This is a genomic window from Gloeobacter violaceus PCC 7421, assembly GCF_000011385.1.
In the GTDB taxonomy this organism is placed as follows: domain Bacteria; phylum Cyanobacteriota; class Cyanobacteriia; order Gloeobacterales; family Gloeobacteraceae; genus Gloeobacter; species Gloeobacter violaceus.
The window spans coordinates 1,256,709-1,277,330 of the sequence record NC_005125.1 but is presented as its reverse complement, the minus strand read 5'-3'; the positions used below and the strand labels follow the sequence as shown (position 1 = coordinate 1,277,330).

At 61.1% G+C, this 20,622-nt stretch carries 24 protein-coding genes; 12 read left to right on the top strand and 12 right to left on the bottom strand.

The window, feature by feature from the left end; genetic code table 11:
* Nucleotides 1-7: 7 nt before the first annotated feature.
* Complete coding sequence (locus GLL_RS06210) at nt 8-1,546, bottom strand: alkaline phosphatase D family protein (RefSeq protein WP_197530132.1); 1,539 nt, start codon at nt 1,544-1,546, stop codon at nt 8-10.
* 323 nt (nt 1,547-1,869) lie between these two features.
* Here GLL_RS06210 and GLL_RS06205 point away from each other — a divergent pair, with 323 nt between their 5' ends.
* The 5 genes from GLL_RS06205 (at nt 1,870) to GLL_RS06185 (ending at nt 6,757) form a co-directional block, all read left to right on the top strand.
* Nucleotides 1,870-3,324, top strand: a complete 1,455-nt coding sequence (locus GLL_RS06205; RefSeq protein WP_011141197.1) for a cytochrome ubiquinol oxidase subunit I — start codon at nt 1,870-1,872, stop codon at nt 3,322-3,324.
* A 13-nt stretch (nt 3,325-3,337) separates the two neighbouring features.
* The gene (gene cydB, locus GLL_RS06200; RefSeq protein ID WP_011141196.1) at nt 3,338-4,348 is read left to right on the top strand and encodes a cytochrome d ubiquinol oxidase subunit II; all 1,011 of its coding nucleotides are present in this window, start codon (nt 3,338-3,340) and stop codon (nt 4,346-4,348) included.
* Between the two features lie 171 nt (nt 4,349-4,519).
* Entirely contained in the window at nt 4,520-5,095 is a 576-nt protein-coding gene (locus GLL_RS06195; protein ID WP_164928710.1) for a hypothetical protein, read from the top strand.
* A gap of 79 nt (nt 5,096-5,174) precedes the next feature.
* On the top strand, nt 5,175-6,230 hold the full coding sequence (locus GLL_RS06190; protein ID WP_011141195.1) for an IS4-like element ISGvi4 family transposase: 1,056 nt from the start codon (nt 5,175-5,177) through the stop codon (nt 6,228-6,230).
* A 41-nt stretch (nt 6,231-6,271) separates the two neighbouring features.
* On the top strand, nt 6,272-6,757 hold the full coding sequence (locus tag GLL_RS06185) for a DUF1772 domain-containing protein (protein WP_011141194.1): 486 nt from the start codon (nt 6,272-6,274) through the stop codon (nt 6,755-6,757).
* A 273-nt stretch (nt 6,758-7,030) separates the two neighbouring features.
* On the opposite strand, the gene GLL_RS06180 is transcribed toward GLL_RS06185, so the two are convergent.
* The 3 genes from GLL_RS06180 to GLL_RS06170 are packed head-to-tail and all read right to left on the bottom strand — an operon-like array spanning nt 7,031 to nt 8,803.
* Nucleotides 7,031-7,642: a chromophore lyase CpcT/CpeT gene (locus GLL_RS06180; protein ID WP_011141193.1), complete on the bottom strand. Its 612-nt coding sequence runs from the start codon at nt 7,640-7,642 to the stop codon at nt 7,031-7,033.
* A gap of 2 nt (nt 7,643-7,644) precedes the next feature.
* Nucleotides 7,645-8,187, bottom strand: a complete 543-nt coding sequence (locus tag GLL_RS06175) for a phycobiliprotein lyase (RefSeq protein WP_011141192.1) — start codon at nt 8,185-8,187, stop codon at nt 7,645-7,647.
* A gap of 10 nt (nt 8,188-8,197) precedes the next feature.
* Entirely contained in the window at nt 8,198-8,803 is a 606-nt protein-coding gene (locus GLL_RS06170; RefSeq protein ID WP_011141191.1) for a phycobiliprotein lyase, read from the bottom strand.
* A gap of 317 nt (nt 8,804-9,120) precedes the next feature.
* On the opposite strand from GLL_RS06170, the gene GLL_RS06165 reads away from it, so the two are divergent.
* From GLL_RS06165 to GLL_RS06150, 4 genes are all read left to right on the top strand, one after another.
* On the top strand, nt 9,121-9,654 hold the full coding sequence (locus GLL_RS06165) for a bleomycin hydrolase (RefSeq protein WP_011141190.1): 534 nt from the start codon (nt 9,121-9,123) through the stop codon (nt 9,652-9,654).
* A gap of 56 nt (nt 9,655-9,710) precedes the next feature.
* On the top strand, nt 9,711-10,205 hold the full coding sequence (locus GLL_RS06160; protein ID WP_011141189.1) for a bleomycin hydrolase: 495 nt from the start codon (nt 9,711-9,713) through the stop codon (nt 10,203-10,205).
* A gap of 133 nt (nt 10,206-10,338) precedes the next feature.
* Complete coding sequence (locus GLL_RS06155; RefSeq protein WP_011141188.1) at nt 10,339-11,625, top strand: HEAT repeat domain-containing protein; 1,287 nt, start codon at nt 10,339-10,341, stop codon at nt 11,623-11,625.
* A 26-nt stretch (nt 11,626-11,651) separates the two neighbouring features.
* Entirely contained in the window at nt 11,652-12,266 is a 615-nt protein-coding gene (locus GLL_RS06150) for a HEAT repeat domain-containing protein (RefSeq protein WP_011141187.1), read from the top strand.
* Here the strand turns inward: GLL_RS06150 and GLL_RS23635 are convergent.
* The 8 genes from GLL_RS23635 to GLL_RS06110 form a co-directional block, all read right to left on the bottom strand.
* The gene (locus GLL_RS23635) at nt 12,260-12,574 is read right to left on the bottom strand and encodes a hypothetical protein (RefSeq protein WP_011141186.1); all 315 of its coding nucleotides are present in this window, start codon (nt 12,572-12,574) and stop codon (nt 12,260-12,262) included. The two genes, GLL_RS06150 and GLL_RS23635, sit on opposite strands and share 7 nt — an antisense overlap.
* 377 nt (nt 12,575-12,951) lie before the next feature.
* Nucleotides 12,952-13,440: a phycocyanin alpha chain gene (locus GLL_RS06140; protein WP_011141185.1), complete on the bottom strand. Its 489-nt coding sequence runs from the start codon at nt 13,438-13,440 to the stop codon at nt 12,952-12,954.
* 38 nt (nt 13,441-13,478) lie between these two features.
* Nucleotides 13,479-13,997: a phycocyanin/phycoerythrocyanin subunit beta gene (locus tag GLL_RS06135; RefSeq protein ID WP_011141184.1), complete on the bottom strand. Its 519-nt coding sequence runs from the start codon at nt 13,995-13,997 to the stop codon at nt 13,479-13,481.
* Between the two features lie 299 nt (nt 13,998-14,296).
* A complete protein-coding gene (locus GLL_RS06130; protein ID WP_011141183.1) occupies nt 14,297-14,509 on the bottom strand; it encodes a hypothetical protein in 213 nt (70 codons plus the stop codon).
* Nucleotides 14,506-15,114 carry a chromophore lyase CpcT/CpeT gene (locus GLL_RS06125; RefSeq protein ID WP_011141182.1) on the bottom strand — a complete coding sequence of 203 codons (609 nt, stop codon included), beginning with the start codon at nt 15,112-15,114 and terminating at the stop codon, nt 14,506-14,508. Before GLL_RS06125 ends, GLL_RS06130 begins: the two co-directional genes overlap by 4 nt.
* Nucleotides 15,115-15,119: 5 nt before the next feature.
* The gene (locus tag GLL_RS06120; RefSeq protein WP_011141181.1) at nt 15,120-15,605 is read right to left on the bottom strand and encodes an allophycocyanin-B; all 486 of its coding nucleotides are present in this window, start codon (nt 15,603-15,605) and stop codon (nt 15,120-15,122) included.
* A 74-nt stretch (nt 15,606-15,679) separates the two neighbouring features.
* Nucleotides 15,680-16,858, bottom strand: a complete 1,179-nt coding sequence (locus GLL_RS06115) for a class I SAM-dependent methyltransferase (RefSeq protein WP_011141180.1) — start codon at nt 16,856-16,858, stop codon at nt 15,680-15,682.
* 36 nt (nt 16,859-16,894) lie between these two features.
* A complete protein-coding gene (locus GLL_RS06110) occupies nt 16,895-17,956 on the bottom strand; it encodes an NAD-dependent epimerase/dehydratase family protein (RefSeq protein WP_011141179.1) in 1,062 nt (353 codons plus the stop codon).
* A 139-nt stretch (nt 17,957-18,095) separates the two neighbouring features.
* On the opposite strand from GLL_RS06110, the gene GLL_RS06105 reads away from it, so the two are divergent.
* The 3 genes from GLL_RS06105 to GLL_RS06095 are packed head-to-tail and all read left to right on the top strand — an operon-like array spanning nt 18,096 to nt 20,620.
* Entirely contained in the window at nt 18,096-18,980 is an 885-nt protein-coding gene (locus GLL_RS06105) for an exosortase/archaeosortase family protein (protein WP_011141178.1), read from the top strand.
* A complete protein-coding gene (locus tag GLL_RS06100; protein WP_011141177.1) occupies nt 18,977-19,552 on the top strand; it encodes a hypothetical protein in 576 nt (191 codons plus the stop codon). The genes GLL_RS06105 and GLL_RS06100 overlap by 4 nt, the downstream gene beginning before the upstream one ends.
* 12 nt (nt 19,553-19,564) lie before the next feature.
* Entirely contained in the window at nt 19,565-20,620 is a 1,056-nt protein-coding gene (locus GLL_RS06095; protein ID WP_011141176.1) for a glycosyltransferase family 4 protein, read from the top strand.
* Nucleotides 20,621-20,622 lie beyond the last annotated feature (2 nt).

The following is a 20,622-nucleotide window of genomic DNA, read 5'->3' as shown; positions in this document are numbered from 1 at the left end:
GAACTTGCTAAATCTTCTGAGCCCCTGGTCGGCCGTCCTCAACCACAAAGGAGGCAAGGGTACTCACGGTGCTCTCGGGGTCGATCGGGTTGGTGACCACGCGCAGGTCGGTTTGCCATTGTTTGGGGGTGATCGTGCACAGGGTGTAACCCCGCTGGTCGCCGTTGAAGAATTTGGTATGGGGGTTGGAAGGCATCGCCGCCGTGAGTTGGGCAGTGAATTCCTTTGAGAAGTTGGAACTGATCGAGGTTCCGGCAAATTCGGTGGCGACGGTGGCTGAGTCGGGATTGGCGAAATCGGACTTGAGATCGAAGACCCAGTTGGAATGGATGTCGCCGGTGATCACGACCGGGTTGGCGGGGCGGCGGGCGGCAAGGTAGCGCAGCAGCCGCTCGCGGGCCGCCACGTAGCCGTCCCACTGATCGAGGTTGAATAGTGCCGATTCCGGGCGCGGATCGACGTCGAACTGGGCCATCACCGTCTGCTGGGCCATCACATTCCAGCGCGCCCGCGAGAGGTTCAGCCCCGCCAGCAGCCAGCGCTCCTGCCGGTCCCCCAGCATCGAAGCGGCCTCGGCAAGCGCTTCCGGGCAGCGGGGCTTCAGCCGATCGCCGCAGGGCTGGTCGCTTCGGTACTGGCGGGTGTCGAGCACGTGCAATTCGGCCAGATCGCCCATGGTGAAGCGGCGAAAGAGTTGCAAATCGGGGCCCTTGGGCAACGAGACAAGGCGCAGGGGCATGTGCTCGTAGTAAGCCTGGTACGCGGCGGCGCGGCGGGCGGCGAAGGCCTGCGGGGTCTGGTCGTCCTCGGGGATGAGGGTTGCGTAGTTGTTGTCCACCTCGTGATCGTCCCAGGTGACGATCCAGGGGGCGGCGGCGTGGGCCGCTTGCAAAGACGGATCGAGCTTGTAGAGCGCGTAGCGGTTGCGGTACTGCTCCAGGGTGGTAATCTCCGGCCCGTCGTGCTTGCGCGGTTGGTTAGCCGTCGGTCCCCGCTCGTAGATGTAATCGCCCAGGTGGACGACAAAATCGAGATCCTCCACCGCGGCCATGTCCCGGTAAGCACTGTAGTAGGCGTGTTCGTAGTGCTGGCAGGAAGCGAAGGCAAAGCGCAGGCGCTCCACCCGCGCGCCCGGAGCGGGTGCGGTGCGGGTACGGCCCACAGGGCTCACCTCGGAACCGGCTTTGAATTGGTACCAGTAAGAGCGGGCAGGCTCCAGGCCGTGCACTTCGACGTGCACCGAGTGGGCCATCTCCGGCAGGGCCAACACCGTGCCGCGCTGGAGCACCTGGCGCATATTCGCATCCCTGGCCACCTGCCACTGCACCGGTACCGGCCGCGTGCCCATGCCGCCTCCACCCAGCGGTTTCGGTACCAGGCGCGTCCAGAGCACAACACCGTCGGCGAGTGGATCGCCGGAGGCTACCCCGAGGCTGAAAATTCCGGCCTCAGCAGCATGGACCCGCTGCACCAGGGCCGCCCCCCCGAAGGCACCCACAGCGGCCAGAAACCGCCTGCGGCCTGTGGCGGCGGCGAACAATCGCATCAATGAAGTCCGATCAAACGCCATAAAAACTGGGATTTCGCGAAGACTGCGCGCACGAGTCTAACCAAGTTCAGCGCCCAGGGAGTGTCTCGGGCAGCACCCGCCACCCGGGCGGGTACGGACCTCTGCTGACAAAGCTAAAAAAATCCGCAAAGATTTGGGCCGGTCGGATTTCACACCGGGATCATGGTCGTGGGTGTCGGCTGTTGTCCTCTCTGCAGCACCGCCAACTGCCCCCCGCAGTCCACGAGCCGAGAATTTCGCCGGGGCCGTCGAGCGGCCGGTATGGAATTTTTCAATTCGCTTAGTGAGCAGAAATACCCATGGATTTTCTATCCGATACCGTCATCCTATCGCGCATGCAGTTCGCGCTGACTGCCATCTTTCATATGCTCTGGCCGGTGCTGACCACGGGCATGGGTATCTTTCTGGTCATCGTCGAAGGCCTATGGCTGAGGACGCGCAACCCCGCCTACTATCACCACGCCCGCTTCTGGTCGAAGCTGTACGTGTTGAACTTCGGCATCGGTGTGGCCACCGGCATTCCGATGGAATTTCAGTTCGGCACCAACTGGGCGGCTTTTTCGGAGGCGGTGGGCGACTTTTTCGGCAGCATCCTCGGTTTTGAAGCGTCGATGGCCTTCATGCTCGAAGCCGGTTTTTTGGGGATCATGCTGTTTGGCTGGCAGCGGGTGCATCCTTATATCCACTACTTCGCAACGATCATGGTCGCCTTTGGGGCGAACCTTTCGACGGTCTGGATTTTGATTGCCAACTCCTGGATGCAAACCCCGGCGGGCGGCGAATTTGTCAACGGCAAATTCGTCGTTCAAGATTATTTTCAAGCTATGCTCAACCCCTTTAGCGGCCACAGCATCCTGCACATGTTCTTTGCCACCCTGGAGACTTCGCTGTTTGTGATCGGCGGCATCAGTGCCTGGTATATCCTCAAAGGCCGCAATCAGGAGTTCTTCTCGAAATCGCTCAAGATCGCCCTGGCGGCGGCGGTTGTGGTGGCACCCGTGCAGATCTGGGTGGGCCACGTCAGCGGCGAGCAGGTGCGCCGCTACCAGCCCACCAAACTGGCCGCCATGGAGTCGCAGTGGGATACGATCCCGGCCGGTCAGGCCGCCCCCTGGTCGATCGTTGCCTGGCCCGACGAGCAGGGCGAAAAAAACGACTGGGAGATCGCCGTCCCGGGCGGCCTGGGCTATATTCTCGAATTCAAGCCGGAACTGTCCGAACCGGTCTACGGCCTCAAAGCCTACAAGCCCGAAGACCGGCCCCCGCTGGTATGGCTGATCTTTTATTCGTTTCGCATCATGGTGGGCATCGGCTTTTTCTTTGCGGCCCTGATGCTGGTGAGCGCAGTGCAATGGCTGCGTGGCAAGCTTTCGGTCGACACTATCGGCTCCCAGCGCTGGCTGATGCGCGCCTGGATTTTGGCAGCCCCTTTGGGCTACATCGCCGTCGAGTGCGGCTGGATCGTGCGCTGTGTGGGCCGCCAGCCGTGGATCGTCTACGGCCAGATCCGCACCGCCGAAGGCGTCTCCAACGTGCCGGCAAGCAACGTGCTGACGTCGCTGACGTTTTTTGCAGTAGTCTACACGTTTCTGTTTTGCTGTGTGCTCTACTTCGGAGCGCGCATTCTCCAGCGCGGCCCCAATCTCAATCTGCCGGTTCCGGATTTTGAGGGCCGGTTACCCGTCGAAGTGGAGCCTGCCGAGCACCTCCCCGACAGCCGCCCGGCCGAAGCCCAGCAAGAAGCCCAACCGTAAGCGAGGAAAATGCATGGATCCGCTCGCACAGTTCCTACCGCAGGTCTGGTTTTTTATCCTGGCGCTGTTTTTGTTTCTCTACGTCATGCTCGACGGCTTCGATCTGGGAGTCGGCATTCTTTCGCTCACTTCCTCCAATGAGGAGCGCCGGGGCATCCTGATGACCAGTCTCAGCAATGTTTGGGATGCCAACGAAACCTGGCTGGTGATTATGGGGGGTGCTCTGTTCGGAGCTTTTCCCCTCGCCTACGGCACGATCCTCAACGGTCTGTACATCCCGATTTTTTTGATGATCTTCGGATTGATTTTCCGGGCGGTCGCCTTCGAATTTCGCGAGCACGCCAAGCGCAAGCTCTTCTGGAACTACGCCTTCGGCCTCGGCAGTTTTCTGGCGGCCCTTGGCCAGGGTTTTGCTCTGGGCAGCGTGCTCCAAGGGATCACCGTCGATGCGGCGGGCCGCTTCGCAGGCTCCACCTGGGATTGGCTGAGTTGGCAATCGGTACTGGTGGCGCTCACCCTTATCCAAGGCTACGTGCTCATCGGTTCGACCTATCTCATCACCAAGACCGAGGGTGAACTGCAGGACACCCACTACCGCACCGCCAAAATCGCAGCGCTCACCACGCTCGTGGGCGCCGTCTTCATCACCATCTCGACTCCCATCTTCTACGAGAGCGCCCGCACCCGTCTGTTCCAGGAACCGTTTATTTACATCTTTGCGGCCATCCCCTTGCTGGGTGCCCTGCTTATTTGGCTGCTGCTGCGCAGTCTTTCCCGCCGTCAGGAGCGTGCCCCCTTTATCTGGACGATCTTGATTTTCACCCTCACCTTTGCCGGGCTGGGGCTGATCGTTTTTCCGTACATCATTCCGATGTCGGTGACCATCTACCAGGCCGCCGCCGCCCCCAGTGCCCTGGTGTTCATGATCATCTTTATGGGCTTTTTGATCCCGATCATGCTCGCTTACAACATCTTCCAGTACATCGTCTTTCGCGGCAAAGTCACCGGCGGTCATTACGAGTGAAGCTTCTTGCGGATCGGAATGTTTCGTCGACTTGAGACAGTATAGCAAGGTTCAATCAAGCAAACACGGCTTGCGAATTGTCGCAACTGTTTGCGATTACTCAGCCTTTGGTGTATATTCTTTGAGTAAAATGGTTTTGACATTCAGCCCCAGCAACGGTTGGGATGAGTCGTGGCACCCATGCCGAAAACGTATCGCTTGAAAGCACGAAAGTATTTTGTTCTCTTATCGACGGTTTTGATATGTGTCTTAACTGGACCGGCGGTTGCTTTGGCTCAAGAGGCCGGCAGACCTGACGCCGTCAAGTTCTTCGTTGAATCTGCCGAAAGGATAGAGGGTGAAGACAGTGCTTCACAGTCAAGCTTTGTTGCAGCTTGGGGAGCAGAAAAGCAAATTGTTGTTAATGTATTTTTGAGCAAAGATAAGCAGATAAACGTCGAAATTTATCCTGCGAAGAAGGACGTATCGATGCGCAGCTTTTCTCCACAGACAGGTGAACCGGTCAAGATAACAGAATCTGATGTCCTACAGCTTAGACAACTTGCCTCTTCCCTCTCTTTGAAAATCGACCGAAAGTCGCTACTCAGCGACTACTTTGGAAGAGCAATTTTTCTACTCAGCAATTCGCCAAAAGATATTTATATGAATAGACCTACTAGATTCCAGCAGAAGTCTAAAGACTCACAAGGGTCTGAAACTCAACCGCAACCACAGTCGCCGGAGGATGATGGGGTTCAGAAGTGTTGAATGTCAGGAATTGATCCTACAAAAACAGCTCGAAGTCGTGTAAACTTTGAGCTGTGTTCAATTTCATTATGTTGAGACAATGCTACTCGATTTTCCGCAACTTGTCAAAACCTTTCTGTCCGCTTTGCCCGATCGCGATTTCCCTGTCCTCGACTCCAGGCTCTTTTTCAGTTGCTGGCTGGCCCTCATTATGGACAAGAGTACCGTCAGCATGCAGGACCTATTCAAACGCCTCAACCACACCGGTATCCCCGTCGATATCTCCACTTTTTCCAAAGCCTGCAAGTCCCGTTCTCTGCAGATGTTTGAGCAGCTGTACCGGGATTTGCTTGCCCGGGTCAGGCGAGAGTTGCCCGTCAAACAACTGCATCCTTGCCCGATTGACTCGACGGTAGTCGGCTTGACAAGCAAGTTGCTATGGGCGCAAAGCTATCACCAGGTCAAACTGCTCGCCTGCCTTGAACACGGCAGCGGCGCCACCGAGGGTAGCCTGATCAATTTTGGCTACGACCACGATTCTAATTTTGTTAATGAAATGCTTCAAGCGATTCCTGAAAATGGCGTAGGTATCTTCGACCGGGGCTTTGCAGGACTGGAATATCTAAAAAGTTCCCAGGCATCAAGCAAATATTTTTTAATGCGCATCCCGAGCAATTACAAGCTTACCTTCGAGGGCAATGCTGGCCAGATGCGGGTGGGAACGGGCAAAGAGTCCGGGATGTATCGGGTGGTCAACTTCTGCGATATCGAGAACCGGGCTGAGTATCGGTTGGTCACCAATTTACCTGCCGAAGGCGAATGTTTTGTCAGTGACGAAGAGGTGATGGAACTGTACCGTCAACGCTGGCAAATAGAGCTGTTATGGAAGTTTCTGAAAATGCATCTGAAGCTGAAGCGGCTGATGACAAAAAATGAGAATGGTATCCGGATGCAGCTCTACGTGACCCTGATTGCCCACCTGTTACTGGAACTGGTGGCAGTGCCGAAGATGTGGGGAAGTCAGCGGTTGGATAAGTTGCGCTACTTGCAATGTTGTATGTGCAAAGAAATCAGTTATGTGCATTGGCTGGGAAAATTACTGGGTAGCCGGAGGCGCAGGGTCTGGTCGCTCAAATTGTGTGCAAATGTCTACTGATTCAACACTTCTGTTTTGGGCAGTAATCCGCAGGAGGAAATATGGCAACTTCGGACCACTTGCTTTTCGCTTTGAAGCTTTTTTCGGCACTGGGTTGCGGGCTGATAGCTGGAGTCTTCTTCGCCTTCTCGGCCTTTGTGATGGACGCCCTTGCCAGGCTGCGGCCGGCGCAAGGTATTGCCGCCATGCAATCGATCAATATCACGGTGATCAATCCATTGTTTATCACGGCATTCTTTGGCACGGCCGCAGCTTGCATGCTTCTAGCTGTCTTTTCGCTGTCGGGCTGGCATCAACCCGGTGCCGCCTACGTGCTCACTGGCAGTCTGCTCTATCTGGTGGGCACATTTCTGGTGACCATCGTGTTTAATGTGCCGCTGAACGAAGCGTTGGCGGCTGTCGAGCCGGGCAGCACCGGGGGCGAGAGCCTGTGGACCAGATACCTTGCCAACTGGACGCTCTGGAACCACATTCGGACGGCGGCGGCGCTTGCAGCAGCGGCATCGCTTACCATCGCGCTTTGTTAGCGGGTGACACCCGAGGATGAATCGCTCAACTCCGTTGCCGGCCAGTGCGGTACCAGTGTGGCTGGCCCACAGCAGGCAGGCGCGCTCTCAAAAATGTGGGCAATGGATCGCTTTCCAAGGGGGGGGTAGTTGGGCGGTTCGGCGGACCGGGTCTCCGGTCCGTCTTGCGGGATGGGGACGCGCACCAGGTTGTGGCCGCTCAGCCGCACTGCCTGCGTGCGGCTCTGACCCAAGCGGGCGGGCGAGGCAACGAGCCCACCGCGGACCGCCCAACTACCCCCCCTTCCCAAGGGGGGGCAGGGGGGGATCAAACCCCTCCCGCTTCTCAAAGTGCAACGGCCCCGCCTGCGAACCCCAGATTTGCCGGTGGGTTTCACGGTCCATGCCGCGATCGAGGCTCACCCAGGTGCTCTCGGTGAGTTCGACTTCACTCACCAGATACGTCCAATACCCGTCGCGAGGGATCAAGCAGTGGTTGCCAGGTTCGACACTGCCGCGAAAGCAATCTCCCTCGCGCCGGAAAACCATCGCGCAACCCCGGCGCGGTTGCAGACAATCGGTGGGGATGGTGGCCAGGATCTCAGGGTCGTGACCGGCTCCGGCGTAGAGCCCCGCATCCTGGAGGCCATAATTTTCGATGTAGATGCCGCCCTCCCGGTCGAGCAAGCGGTGCAGCCCCTGGCGGTACGGGCTCCAGAGGTCGTAGTCGTAGGTTTGCTCGGAGTAAAAGCCGACGGTACCAAAAAAAGCAAAGGGCAGTGGTCGAAAGAAAACGCGAATGTGCGCAAAGGTCTGCGGTTGGGCGAGGGCCTGCTTTTGATTGCTAAAATCGCCCGCCATCCAGCGCGCCAGGGTCAGCAAATCCTCGGAGGGTGCGGTGGTCATCGCTACTTCGCAAGGGCGCGGATTTCGGAAGAAAACGAAGCGGTAGTCACCCCGGCTCCGTCGCGTGTGCGGATAAGCGAGACGCGAAAGCGCACATTGGGCGTCGCAAACCAGATGCGCTCCTCCGCACTCGCCCGCTCGTAATCGGTGAACAGCACAAAGGTGCCGTCGGGGCCAAAGGCGTACTCGCCCACCGCCGCCACCGTCTCGGCGTAACCTTGATCGCGCAGCAGCTTGCCTCTGGTGGCGTCGCCGGGGTCAGGCACCGGTACCAGCACGGTGGAACCCTCGAAAGTGGCGTTTTCCTCCCAGTCCGACTCGCCCTGCCAGCGCATGCGAAATGGGTGGGTGATCGCTTCGGCAGAGACACCGTAGCGATGGCACAGTTCCGCCACCGCCGGGTCGGCGGCCGTCAGCGGCTCGATATCGATGGTCGAGCGTACCTCTTCAAAGTGGCTGAAGGCCAAGTGGTGACCGCTGCGCTGGGAGCGCCAACGGCCAAAGGACTGCTCAAAAAATTCGGTGACGTGCTTCACGATGACCACAGCAGGGAAGTTACCAACCCCACAGCGAGTAGGAGCGCTCGGTCTGGACGGCGGTGCGCTCCTGGGACTCCACGGCCGCCGCTGCCGCATCCACGCGCTTTTCAGCGCAAAAAGTCGCGGTGCTAAAACCGCCGAAGCGCTTGAGGGTGCTGGTGCGCAAACGCAAATCGGGAGCCGCAAACCAGAAGCGCTCCACCACACTCATCGTCTCGTACTCGGTGATCAAGTTCAGACCGTCTTCTGCGTCCATGACGTACTGCCCCGCCACCGGCGCCACCTCGGCGTAGCCGCGCTCGCGCAACAGCCGTCCCTGACGGCCATCCGGGCTATCTGGAACGATCACCATCACAGTCGACCCTTTGTGTTGCTCCTCGTCCTGGCGATCCCAGTCCATGCGACCGTGCCAGCTGACCAGGGCACCGCCCGCCGCCAGGACCGGATCCACCCCATGGTAGGTACAAAGCTCAGCTACCGCCGGATCGCCGACGGCCAGAGCCTCCACCACAATGTCCGATTCACCCAGCTCCGAGCGCCGAAAGGCCAGGTGGTGGGTCGTCCGCTGCGACTGCCACCGCCCCGCACTCAACCGAAAAAATTCCATAGCATCGATCGCCATTGCGATTTCTCCTCCGCCTCGTTCCCGGCCTCCCGGCCCTCCCATCATATCTGCACTATTCGAGTGAACTTTTGCAACTAAGTTTGGGAGGCTATTAAAAACACCGGCTTTCGGGGCGGTTCTTCTTTGAGAATCTTCGCAATGTATCTCGCTCGAGGGTCGGGTTGCGGCCCGGCTCACGGCCGACGGTTCTAAATTGACTTTACCGTTACAGTTTATTGCTTATTTTTTTGCGGGCGAGACCGGCAAATGCCTTGTCCAGTATTGTAGGAACCGACTCAGGTCAACTCTTGTTGTGTTTTGTTAAGGAGAACGCAATGCTTGATGCTTTCTCGAAAGCCGTAGTCAGCGCCGATCAGAAGACCGGTTACATCGGCGGTGCTGAATTGGCGGCTCTCAAAACGTACATTGCGAATGGCAATAAGCGTCTCGACGCCGTCAACGCCATCACCAGCAACGCCAGCTGCATCGTCTCCGACGCTGTTTCCGGCATGATCTGCGAAAACCCGGGCCTCATCTCGGCCGGCGGCAACTGTTACACCAACCGCCGCATGGCCGCCTGCCTGCGTGACGGCGAGATCGTCCTGCGCTATGTGACCTACGCGCTTTTGGCCGGCGACGCGTCGGTGCTCGAGGACCGCTGCCTCAACGGACTCAAAGAGACCTACATGGCCCTGGGCGTGCCCATTCCTTCGGCCATCCGCGCAGTCAGCATCATGAAGGCCTCGGCCGTGGCGTTCATCAACAACACCGCCAGCAAGCGCAAGATCGAAACTCCCCAGGGTGATTGCGCGGCGCTCGCCTCCGAAGCGGGCAGCTACTTCGACATGGCCGCCTCCGCTCTGCGCTAGGGCCGACGGGCGTTCCAAACGCCTTTTGTCAACCATACTCAGGAGAATCCAGGGCTATGAAGTCCGTAGTTACCACCGTTCTTGCCGCCGCTGATGCCGCCGGCCGTTTTCCCAGCGGCTCCGACCTCGAATCCGTCCAGGGCAACATCCAGCGCTCCGCCGCGCGCCTTGAAGCCGCCGAGAAGCTCGCCGCCGGCCACGCCGCCGTCGTCAAAGAAGCGGGCGATGTCGTCTTCAAGAAGTACCCCTACCTCAAGACCGCGGGCGAAGCGGGCGACTCGGCCGAAAAAGTGGCCAAGTGCTACCGTGACATCGATCACTACATGCGCTTGATCAACTACTGCCTGGTCGTCGGCGGCACCGGCCCCCTCGACGAGTGGGGCATCTCGGGTGCGCGCGAAGTCTACCGCGCCCTCAACCTGCCCACCGCCGCCTACGTGGCCGCCTTCCAGTACACCCGCGACCGCGCCTGCGCGCCGCGCGACATGGGTCCGCAGGCCCTCACCGAGTTCCGGTCCTACCTGGACTATGTGATCAACGCCCTGTCGTAGGTTGCGCTTCGGTGTCCCACCGAACGCCATAGTCGAAAAATCCCTGGTGTGCGTGCGGCGGCACTTTTGCGAGTGCCCCTGCCCACCGGGGTTTTTCGGCGATTATGAATGCTTCACCCCGGATTGGGCAACTATGGAAAACCGCTTTTTGAACATTTTTCCCGGCCTCAGCGAGGAACGGGCAATCGAACTGTTGTACACGCCGATGGCCCAGCTTGAGGATGCCTCCGAGCGCTATATCGCCGCTGCCCACCTGGTCAATTTCCCGAGCGAGCGGGCCATCGACGCGCTTCTCGCCGCGGTCGAAAACCGCGATTCGGCCCTCGACAACCGCATCGTGCGCCGCAAAGCGGTAGAAACGCTCGGGCGGCTCAAAGTCGAGCGCGCCCTGCCGGTGATTCGCGCCTCTCTGCAGGACGAGGACAACTATCTGGTCGAAAACGCCGCCTGGGCGATCGGCGAAATCGGTTGCAGCGACCCGGAGATTCTCGAAGAACTGACCGCACTGCTTGCCAGACCCCGCCAGAGCTACCGCACGATCATCCAGACGCTTGCCAAGCTGGGCTACACCCCCGCCACCGGGCGCATCGCCGCTTTCGAGCAATCGCCTGAGCCACCAATTGCCAGTGCCGCCATCACCGCCGTGGGCCGTCTGAGCGGCGAGCGGGCGGGGCTGGAGCGACTGCTGCCGTTTTTGCAGCACCCGAATGTCAATGCCCGGCGGGGCGTCATTCAGGATCTGATGGATAGCGAATACTTCGAAGCCATCCCCCGCATCGCCGCCTGCCCGGTCTCGGCCGTATTTCGGTTGCGCGGCATCCGGCACCTGGCCGATGCCGGGGTGCCGATCGGAGCGGTCTCCTTTCAGCAGGTGGAATCCGGCCTCGACCGGGTGATCGTCGATCATCCCCGCTTCCTGGAGCCGGTGCACCGCTACGAGCGCACCCCCCACCTGGAGGAACTGATCGAAGAACTGTACAGTACCGACTTCGGCCGCTGCTATCTGGCCACCCAGACGATCATCGATCACTACCCCGACGCCGGTCCCGCCCTGGTCGCTTCTTTTGAAGCCGCAGGCCACAACGACTACGGCGCCCATTACCACATCGTCAAACTGTTGGGCTGGCTGCGCTTCGGTGAGGCGCGGGAAATTGTCGTCGGGGCTTTGCACGACCGCCGGCCGCAATTTATGAAATCTCGCTCCGCCGCCGCCATCGCCCTGGCCGAGTTGGGAGATACCCGGGTGCCGGCGGATTTGCGCTCGTGCCTGGATTCGTTTATCTGGGAACTCAAGTACGCCTGCCTGATTGCCCTCGAACACCTCGAAGATCCCACGGGGGCACAAATCGCTCTGCAGGACAGCGATTGGGTCGTGCGCGCCAAAGCCGAGCGCCAGTGTACTGCCCCCCTTGCCCACTAAGTATTTTCACCGACCATCTAAACGCGATGTCTCTCGAAGAAACTTATCCGCAGCTCAAACACAAAAATCCCCGCCTGCGCGAGCGGGCCATGCACCAGGTGGCCCAGGAGCGCACCGAGGACACCCTGGCGCAGTTGATGGCCGTCCTCGCCGAGGAGGATGTCACCTACCGGCGCACGGCGGTACAGACGCTGGGCATTATCGGACCGGATGCGCTGCCTGCTCTGGCGCAACAGTTGACGATCCACCCCAACGCCACCGTTCGGGCCAGCTGCGCCAAGGCCCTCGCCGCCATCGCCCTCAACTACCCGGAGGTACCTTTCGCCCCGGTGGGGCTTGAAGCCCTCTCTATGGCCCTGGGCGATCGGGATCCGGTGGTCAAGCTCTCGGCGGTGGGAGCCCTGGGGACGGTAGGCAGCCCCGCCTTCGAAATCCTGGCTGCGGCTCTCGATTTGGATGACCTGGCCGTCTCGATGGCGGTTATCGGAGCGCTCGCTTCTGTGGGGGATCCGCGCGGCCGGACGGTCTTGGCATCGCTAGCGGCCCGGCCCAATCTCGATGCTTATCTGTACGAAGCGGCTACCGGCGCTCTGTCGCGCCTGGCCGAGCATCGCCCCTGGAACAGCGGCTCATCTCAATAGATCGACCGCTCGTCAAAGCGGGTATAGAGACTCCCGTACTTGATCCAGTACTGCTTGAGAGCATGCTGCTGGGGAGTATTCAAGCTCGCCTTGGCGCGGTAGAGAATCACCTGACGGTGGTTGCCCATCCAGATCTTGTCGATCGGATCGACGTTGATCAGCGCACCACCCAGACTGGAAACACAATCAGAAAAACGTTCGACCGTGGAGTAGCCGAGCGTTTCGAGGACAAGAAAATTACCCGCGCAAATCAAATGTCGGCTTCGAATCCAGCTTTGCATTTTCTTGCAAGCTTGCGGTGGAAGCATGGTCCAAGCTCGATAACTCCAACGACGACCGCCATGCGTTGCGCCCCCTTGTGCCTGCGCACCACGCTGTGCCGCCTCTTCCTGCGCTCCCTCCAGCTCCCTACCTGCACGCGGCCCGCGCTCGACAACACAATCGCAACGACATACATCTCCATCTCTGACGCGCTGCGTGTCAAACAGTCGATGATCGGTGGCGCACTTGCGCTTCACATGCTTCAAGAGTGGAGCCCATGCCGGCGCTGTGTATGACGCCGAAGCCGGCAGTTTCGAAAATCAACACAAGCAAGCAAGCGCTGAAACCTGCCTGCTTGTGCCGAACTATTGAGATGCCGGACACCGGCAGGTACGGCATCACCGAAAACGCCACCGCAGGACGGCTAGCTCAAGGCGTTGATGCAGTAGTCGATGTAGGCGTTCGCCTCGGTGAGCGGCTGGCCCGACAGCTGCGAACCGACCTTCCCCTTGATGTGCTTCAACGCCTCGATGTACCAGCTCGGCGACAGGTTGAACGTGCGGTTCACCTCCCGCAGACCGGCCACGATGTAGTCGTCCAATGGACCGGTACCACCGGCCACCAAGCTGTAGGTGATGAAGCGCAGGTAGTGGCTGATGTCGCGGGCGCACTTCGCCTGGTTGGTGTCGCCGTATCCCATCTGACCCGGCTGCGTCAGGTACGGAAACTTGTTATACACCTCTTGCACCGCACCCTTGACCAGCGAATCGGCGTTCGAGGTCAGCGCCCGCGCCGCTTCCATCGAGGCCGTCGCCCGCTGAAAACGGCCGTTCGCCGCCTGCAGCTCGGTGTTGTTCAAAAAACGCCCCTGGCTGTCCGCCGAGGCGATCACTTCGGTAATCACGGTCTTCATGCTCGTCGTTCTCCTGTGTCGGTCTCGGTGGGTGAAACTCAGGCGATGCTCGCGGCGGCCTTGTCGAAGTAGGTGGCCGCTTCGTTGACCAGCGCCGAACAGTCGCCGCGGGTCACCCCGGAGGGGCTGTTGACGTAGCCTATCGCCGTCTCTTTCATCAGTTGGACCGCGCGGGCCACCGAACGGGTCGGGGTGCCCAGGGCCACGTAGGTCTCTTTGAGTCCGTTGAGGCAGCGGTCCTCGAGCACCGACGCATCGCCGGCCAAAAGCGCGTAGGAGACGTAGCGCAGGATGATTTCCATGTCGCGCAGGCAGGCGGCCATGCGGCGGTTGGGGTAAGCGTTGCCGCCCGGACGGATCAAGTCGGTCTGCTCGGCGAACAGTTTGTGGGCGGCGTCGGAGATAATCTCGGCGGCGTTGCCGGTGATGGCGTTGACGGCATCGAGTCGCTTGTTGGATTCTTTGACCAGGTTGGTCAGCTGGTTGAGTTCCTGCTCGCTGAGGAACGACCCGCGCAGATCCGCCGCAACAATGGCTTTGGTGAATGCGTCTTGCATTACATTGCTCTCCTTACACTTTGGAAACGTTGTCTGCGTGCGAAGCAGCTTCTGACTGGCGAAGACTCCCTTCCCCCGGCCTATCCTCCCCAAACACCCAAAGTGGATCGGAAGTGGCCACTCAGACCCATGCAAAGATAAGTGGAATTTCGTGACTCATCTTTAACATTTTTTTCTGAGTGAACGGCTGAAAGCCAGGCGCTGGAAGAATCTTCCCTGTTTCTTCTAACACAGAAGTTGTTTGCCGATTCATTAAATAATATGTATGAAGTAACGCCTGCCTTGAAAACAAATGTTATCTAGGCCGGATCGGCGGGCCAGCGCTCGTAGTGGGCGCGCTGTTCGGGAGTGGCTTGTGTCAGGCATTCGCGGTGGATGGTCTCCAGCTGCTCGATGTACTGTATGTCGGAGGCGACTTCGGAGTTGGCGAGGCTGGCGGCGATAAATGTGCGCTGCGCGCGCAGCGGCAATTTGCGAAACACTGCCAGGCGGACTTCGAGGGGAGCGCTCACGGGCGGGCCAGGGCGAGCACTTCGGGGGCGAAATCGACCTGCTTGGTAAAATGAAACGGTCCGGAGACCGAGCCCCAGACTTGCTCATCGCTTTCGAGGTCGCGACCGCGGTCGATACTTTTGTAGTAATCGGCGCTCACGGTCGCCTCGCCGTCGAGATAGGTATCGCGCCCTTTGCGAAAGACGCGGCAGCCCTTGCCGGGCCGCACCCGCCCGCGAAAGAGACTGCCTTCTCGCTTAAAGAGAAACGTGCAGCCGGGCAGCGGCTCCAGCTGCTCGGGGGTGAGTCGGTGCAGCCGTGCGCGTTCCGCTTCGCGGGCGGCGCCCAGGTAAGGGGCGGTGTCTTTCAGGGCGTAGTTGCGGCACTCGATGATGCCGTCGGGCTGTTCCACCAGGTTGAGCACGACGATGCGGTAGGGGTGGGCCCAGTCGTAGTCGTCGGCCTGCTCGGAGTAGAGCCCGTAGCCTTCAAAGACCTGCCAGGGCAGGGGCCGCATGCAAAGCCGGATGTGGGAGAAAAAGGCGGGCGCGTCCCAGGCTTGCTCCCGATTGCTGAAATCGCCCGCCAGCCAGCTGACGAGTGTGACGAGGTTGTGGCTGCTCATGGCGGCTACTGCATCGCGCCGATGACGTAGTCGAAGTAGGGGGCGGCGATTTCCGCTTCCGCCGGGCTCAACAGTTCGAGCGCTTCTTTTTTGAGCAGACGCATCGATTCGATCATGGCGGGGATCGGCACTTCCAGCACGCGGTACATCTCGAAGATGCCCGTGAGGCCGATGCGCTCGACCGGTTCGTTGTTGCCCGCCACGATCGAGTAGGTGATCAGGCGGTAGTACCAACCCAGATCGCGGATGCAGCTGCCCAGGCGCTTCTCGCCGTAGGCGTTGCCGCCTGGGTTGTTGAGATCGGGGCGGCGCTGGAACAGCCCGGCGGACGCCTGCTTGACCACCCGGTCGTTCGCGTCGCTCAGGGTCTTGGCGACCTTGAGGCGCAGGGCGCTGTCCTCCATAAAATTTTTGATCTGTTCGAGTTCGCCGACGCTCGGGTAGCGCAGTTGCTGATCGGCGTTCATGATCGTCGTGAGCACGACACTCATGGTGTTCTCCTTCGATTGTCAGGTGTTCTGTCACTCGATGCTTCGCACAGGCGGGGTGCCCTCGCTCAGCGGACCTAGACACGCATTTTACTTGAGAGCAGCCCCGGCGGCGGGGCCAGCTGCAGCAAAAAGTGCTCCAGCAATTCCCGGATGCGTGCCTGGGCGATGTCGCCGCGCAGTTGTCCGAGGGTTTGCCGGCCGTTGCAGCGCTGCAGAAACGCGACTTCCGCCTCGCTCAGTTCCACCAGTTCGTACTCGTGGTCGAAGACCTGACGTTCGGGCCAGGGGTAGAGATAGGGGCTGCGCACCGGCAGGGCCGCATCGAGCCGGTCGTCGTCCAGCTCCAGGCGCTCCAGGGGAGGGGCGCCCAGGAAAAATTCGTAGTGGGCGACCACCGGATCCAACAGCTCGATCAATCGAAAGCGTTCTTTGTCCGATAGGGTGGCGGCGCGCTCCAACAGCCACGGAGCTTTGCCCACCAATCGCTCAAGTCGCCAGAAGCCCGGGTTGGAAAATCCCAAAAACCCGAGCCCCGACGATGCGATCAGATCAAACAGTGTCGGGATCGTGTAGCGAATCTCCTGCACCTGCACGTACATGTCGACAAAGCAGGTGTCGTGGTGGTTCTCCAGAACCCAACGCCGGTCGGCCGACTTCAGGCGGTTGTCCTCCGGCAGCGCTTCAAATAGCGCCCTGCCGACCTTCAGACCGTCCGCGAGCGGGTCGCGCCCGTCACGCAACAGGCGAATCGCTTCTTGCATCAGCCGGATCTCCCAGCGCCCCAGTTCGCCGTAGACGAAGATGTGCAGCAATCCGCCGGGGGCGAGTTTGGCCGCCAGGGCCGCAAGCCCCGCCTTTGGGTCGGCCAGGTGGTGCAGCACCCCCACGCAGTTGATGAGATCGAACTGTCCTTCCAGGTCCCCGGCGTCGGTGAGGCTCATCTGGGCGAATTGGACGTTGGCATGCCCGGCACAGCGTCGCTTTGCGAGCGCAAGCGAGGCCTCGGAGATGTCGATGGCCGTCACCTGAGCCTCGGGGTTTTGCACCGCCAGGTACTCGGTGCTCACCCCGGTGCCGCAACCGGCATCCAGGATGCGGATGGGCCGTGGTTCGGGCCGCCAGCCCCGGCAGAAACTGTGGGCAAAACTGTAACTCCACCGCCAGTTCCACCCGGGAGGCGGCTTGTCGCTGAGCGGATCGGGCGGAAACGGGTAGCGTTCGTAGAGACTTTGAACAGCGCGGGTGATGTCCATCCCCTGATTTTGCCGGATCCGGCGCGCCCCGGCAATTTAAACGCGCGCCGCCTGGGCGGTGTAGAGTTCTTCGAGGATGCCGCGCAGGTCGTACTTGTAGTGCCACTCCGGATAGTGCCCCTGAAACTTGGCCACATCCGAGATGTACCAGATGTGGTCTCCTGAGCGGTTCTCCTCGCTGTAGCGATACTCCAGTTTGCGGCCGGACAACTCTTCGCTGACGGCAATGGCTTCGATCATCGAGCAGTTGCTGTGGCGCGAACCGCCGATGTTGTAAACTTCGCCCACCCGCGGCGAGCGGTAAAAATGCCAAAACGCATTGACCAGGTCGTGGCTGTGGATGTTGTCGCGCACCTGCTTGCCCTTGTAGCCAAAAATCGTGTAGGGCGTGCCGGTGACCGTGCACTTCATCAGATAGGCCAAAAATCCGTGCAGCTGCGCGCCGGAGTGCGACGGACCGGTCAGGCACCCGCCCCGGAAGCTCGCCGTCTTCATCGCGAAGTAGCGGCCGTACTCCTGCACCAGAATGTCCGCCGCCACCTTCGAAGCGCCGAACAGCGAATGCTTGGACTGATCGATCGACATCGCCTCGTCGATGCCGCGATAGTACGGATGCTCGGCATCGATTTCCCAACGGGTCTGCTCCTCGACGAGCGGCAAAAAGTTGGGGGTGTCGCCGTAGACTTTGTTGGTGGAAGTGAAGATAAACACCGCCTCGGGAGCAAACTGGCGGGTCGCCTCCAGCAAAATCAGCGTGCCGTTGGCGTTGACGGTGAAATCGACGTGCGGTTCTTTGGCGGCCCAATCGTGGCTGGGCTGGGCGGCGGTGTGGACGACCAGGTGGATGTCGCCGCCGTGGTCGCGAAAGATGTTCTCGATGGCCCGCTGATCGCGGATGTCGACGTGGTGGTGGACGTAACGCTCGCCGAACTGCTCGGCGAGCAGGTCACGGTTCCAGGCGGTCGAAGCGGTCGGTCCAAAAAAGTAGGAGCGCAGGTCGTTGTCGATGCCCAGGACACGAAAACCCAGCCCGGCGAAAAAGCGGACGGCCTCGGAGCCGATGAGCCCGGCGGAGCCGGTGATAAGAGCTGTCTGCATATCCTTCCAGAGAGTGTATTCGGCAAACTTGGCCCGTTTGCCGTTTCCGGCAGTTTCCTATCTTATCACCCTGTTCGGTACGGTACCGGGGCGCACCGGCGCGTGCCGCACCGGCCTGATTCGCGGTACAATTCGCGCGATGACCGTTAAAAGCTCCCGTTCGATTTCTTTGGAAGCTTCGCTGTGGTGGCTGCTGCTCGCCGCCGTGGGGGGGTGCTTTGCGCCGGTATTGCTCGCCTGCGCGCTGCTTTGGACAGAAGGCGGCGGCTTGGAGAATCGGGCGGTCGCCTTGGTTGCCGCGGGCTACTTGTTTGTATGCGGCCGGGCAACGCTCCTCGAAGCGTCCGCCTCCCCGTTTTTTCAGGGCATCGGTCTTGCCTGCCTGATGGGTGGGCTGCTGCTGGTGCAGCTGCCGGCGTTGAGTGTGCAGAGTCTGGCCTTTTGTTTTGCCCTCGCAGGACTGGCGCTGTTGCGCTGGGGGGATGCGGCCCTGAGGCGGCTCGCCAAGCCGTTCGTCATCGTCACCCTGGCCATGCTCACAAGCGGCCTCGCCGACAGCTGGCTGCCCCGCTACACGCCGGTGGTCCTCTGGTTGCAGCAATTGGTGGCGGGGCTTGCGGCTTACGCGCTCTGGATGGCGGGCTTCGCCGTCGAGTGGCAGCAGACGGTGATCCGCCTGGGCGACACGGGCGGTGTCGATGTCAACGCCGCTTGCTCAGGGGTGCGCAGTCTGTTGGAAATTGGGGTGCTCGCCACCGCCGCCATCTTCACCCTCTCGCGGCGCTCCCGCCGGGACAATGGGTTCTACCTGGCGCTGTGCGCGGCCCTGGTGCTTGCCCTCAACGCCGGGCGTGTGCTGCTGCTTGCGGTGGCAAGCGTCTACTGGGGTCGGCCGCTCTTCGACGCGCTGCACGAAGGCTGGGGCGCCCAGCTTTACAGCGGCGGCATCAGCGCCGCCACGGTCCTGTTCACCTGCTGGTATTTCCGGTGGAATCCCTTCGACACTCCCAAAGCCGGCTTGTGATCCTTGCGGCCCTCGCGGCAGCGGTGGCGGGCTGGCAACTCTGGAGCGGTCCGGCCAACCCGCTGGTCTACCGGGCGGCGGAGCGCTCGGCGCGCGAGCGGCTGCCCCGGACGGCACAACAGCTTGTCGGTCTGTTGTCCGGGGCGACGCTCGTGGAGGTGGAGCGCGAGGAGGCCCGGGTGAGCTGGACACCCCCGCCCGGGCCGGCCCGGACGGTCGAAATGCTCCTGCTGCATACCGGCGGTCTGCTCAACGCCGATCACACCCTTGCCTGGCAAAAGCGCGGCTATCGAGTAGGCAGACAATCGGCAGTCTTTGGGGGCCGATGTGACGAGTTGACCGGAGCGCAAAAACGCTTCGGGCTGGTGTCGTACTATCTGACAGCCGACCGGCGCCTGACGGATCTGGGGTCGCTGCAGCGGCGGCTGGCTACCAGCCGGCTTGGCGAGCGTCGCGTCGAGTGGCTGCTGCGAGTAGAGATTGCCACCGACTTGAGCTGCAGCGACCGGCGGCTACACGCCTTTGCCGGCACCCTTGATCGGCGGTTGCAAAGCTGGCTGGGCTCGCTGTAGGAGAACGCGGCGATGCGGATCACCTTTGTGATTCCCTTTTTGAATCCCACCGGCGGCATCCGGGTGGTGCTCGATTATGCCAACGCCCTGCACCGCCTCGGTCACCGCGTACAGGTCGTCCATCCGCTCTGGCCCTACCGCTTTCACCACGGCCGCCCCCGACAACTGCGCGTGTTCGCCCGCCACCTGCTCACCGGTAACCGGCTGGGCTGGTTCGACCTCGAAGCGCCGCTGGTGCAGGTGCCGCGCATCGACGATGCCTATCTGCCCGACGGCGAGGCGGTGGTGGCGACGGCCTGGCCCACCGCCTACGACGTCGCCGGTTTGGGAGCGGCCAAGGGCCGGAAAATCTACTTCATTCAGCTGTATGAAATCGACAGCGGACCGGCGGATCGGGTGGACGGCAGCTACCGGCTGCCCCTGGCCCCCGTGGCCGTCTCCAGTCAACTGGCCGAATTGATCGAAGCGCGCTTCGGTCGCCGCTGCCTCGGGGTGATCCCGCCGGGGGTGGACCCGGCGGTGTTCTACCCGGGCGGGCGGGTGGAACCGCTCACGGTGGTGATGCCCTACCATCCCGACGCACGCAAGGGCGGCGAGGATGGCTTGGCCGCCCTGCGGCGGCTCAAAGGGCGCTTACCGGGGCTCAGGGTGCGGCTTTTCGGCCACCGGCGGCCGACGGATTTCGATGGGGCGTGGATGAGCTTCGAGCGGCAGCCCACGGCTGAACGACTCAGGGCACTGTACGCCGAGAGCGTCGCCTTGCTCTACCCGAGCCGCTTCGAGGGCTTCGGACTGCCGCCTCTGGAGGCGATGCGCTGCGGCTGTGCGGTGGTGACCACCCGGGTCGGGGAGTTGCCGCGCTTGCTGAGCGACGGCTACGACGCGCTTTTGGTGCCGCCCCAGGATGTGACCGCGATGGCGGAGCGCCTGGAGCGGGTGCTGGTGGACGCGGCCGTACGCGGTGCGCTGGTTGAACGTGCTCTGGAGCGATCGCAGGCATTTTTGTTGGCACGAGGGGTACAGCGGTGGCTCGCGATGTTGGAGCAACTGACGGGCGGACCTGCCTGATT

What these genes read in the sequence shown, in the direction of transcription:
- GLL_RS06190 (WP_011141195.1), top strand. Translation starts at nt 5,175, where the DNA reads ATGCTACTCGATTTTCCGCAACTTGTCAAAACCTTTCTGTCCGCTTTG.
- GLL_RS23635 (WP_011141186.1), bottom strand. Translation starts at nt 12,574, where the DNA reads ATGCTTCCACCGCAAGCTTGCAAGAAAATGCAAAGCTGGATTCGAAGC.
- GLL_RS06165 (WP_011141190.1), top strand. Translation starts at nt 9,121, where the DNA reads ATGCTTGATGCTTTCTCGAAAGCCGTAGTCAGCGCCGATCAGAAGACC.
- GLL_RS06170 (WP_011141191.1), bottom strand. Translation starts at nt 8,803, where the DNA reads ATGGCGATCGATGCTATGGAATTTTTTCGGTTGAGTGCGGGGCGGTGG.
- GLL_RS06205 (WP_011141197.1), top strand. Translation starts at nt 1,870, where the DNA reads ATGGATTTTCTATCCGATACCGTCATCCTATCGCGCATGCAGTTCGCG.
- GLL_RS06160 (WP_011141189.1), top strand. Translation starts at nt 9,711, where the DNA reads ATGAAGTCCGTAGTTACCACCGTTCTTGCCGCCGCTGATGCCGCCGGC.
- GLL_RS06155 (WP_011141188.1), top strand. Translation starts at nt 10,339, where the DNA reads ATGGAAAACCGCTTTTTGAACATTTTTCCCGGCCTCAGCGAGGAACGG.
- GLL_RS06105 (WP_011141178.1), top strand. Translation starts at nt 18,096, where the DNA reads ATGACCGTTAAAAGCTCCCGTTCGATTTCTTTGGAAGCTTCGCTGTGG.
- GLL_RS06135 (WP_011141184.1), bottom strand. Translation starts at nt 13,997, where the DNA reads ATGCAAGACGCATTCACCAAAGCCATTGTTGCGGCGGATCTGCGCGGG.
- GLL_RS06115 (WP_011141180.1), bottom strand. Translation starts at nt 16,858, where the DNA reads ATGGACATCACCCGCGCTGTTCAAAGTCTCTACGAACGCTACCCGTTT.
- GLL_RS06185 (WP_011141194.1), top strand. Translation starts at nt 6,272, where the DNA reads ATGGCAACTTCGGACCACTTGCTTTTCGCTTTGAAGCTTTTTTCGGCA.
- GLL_RS06210 (WP_197530132.1), bottom strand. Translation starts at nt 1,546, where the DNA reads ATGCGATTGTTCGCCGCCGCCACAGGCCGCAGGCGGTTTCTGGCCGCT.
- GLL_RS06150 (WP_011141187.1), top strand. Translation starts at nt 11,652, where the DNA reads ATGTCTCTCGAAGAAACTTATCCGCAGCTCAAACACAAAAATCCCCGC.
- GLL_RS06095 (WP_011141176.1), top strand. Translation starts at nt 19,565, where the DNA reads ATGCGGATCACCTTTGTGATTCCCTTTTTGAATCCCACCGGCGGCATC.
- cydB (WP_011141196.1), top strand. Translation starts at nt 3,338, where the DNA reads ATGGATCCGCTCGCACAGTTCCTACCGCAGGTCTGGTTTTTTATCCTG.
- GLL_RS06125 (WP_011141182.1), bottom strand. Translation starts at nt 15,114, where the DNA reads ATGAGCAGCCACAACCTCGTCACACTCGTCAGCTGGCTGGCGGGCGAT.
- GLL_RS06140 (WP_011141185.1), bottom strand. Translation starts at nt 13,440, where the DNA reads ATGAAGACCGTGATTACCGAAGTGATCGCCTCGGCGGACAGCCAGGGG.
- GLL_RS06110 (WP_011141179.1), bottom strand. Translation starts at nt 17,956, where the DNA reads ATGCAGACAGCTCTTATCACCGGCTCCGCCGGGCTCATCGGCTCCGAG.
- GLL_RS06120 (WP_011141181.1), bottom strand. Translation starts at nt 15,605, where the DNA reads ATGAGTGTCGTGCTCACGACGATCATGAACGCCGATCAGCAACTGCGC.
- GLL_RS06180 (WP_011141193.1), bottom strand. Translation starts at nt 7,642, where the DNA reads ATGACCACCGCACCCTCCGAGGATTTGCTGACCCTGGCGCGCTGGATG.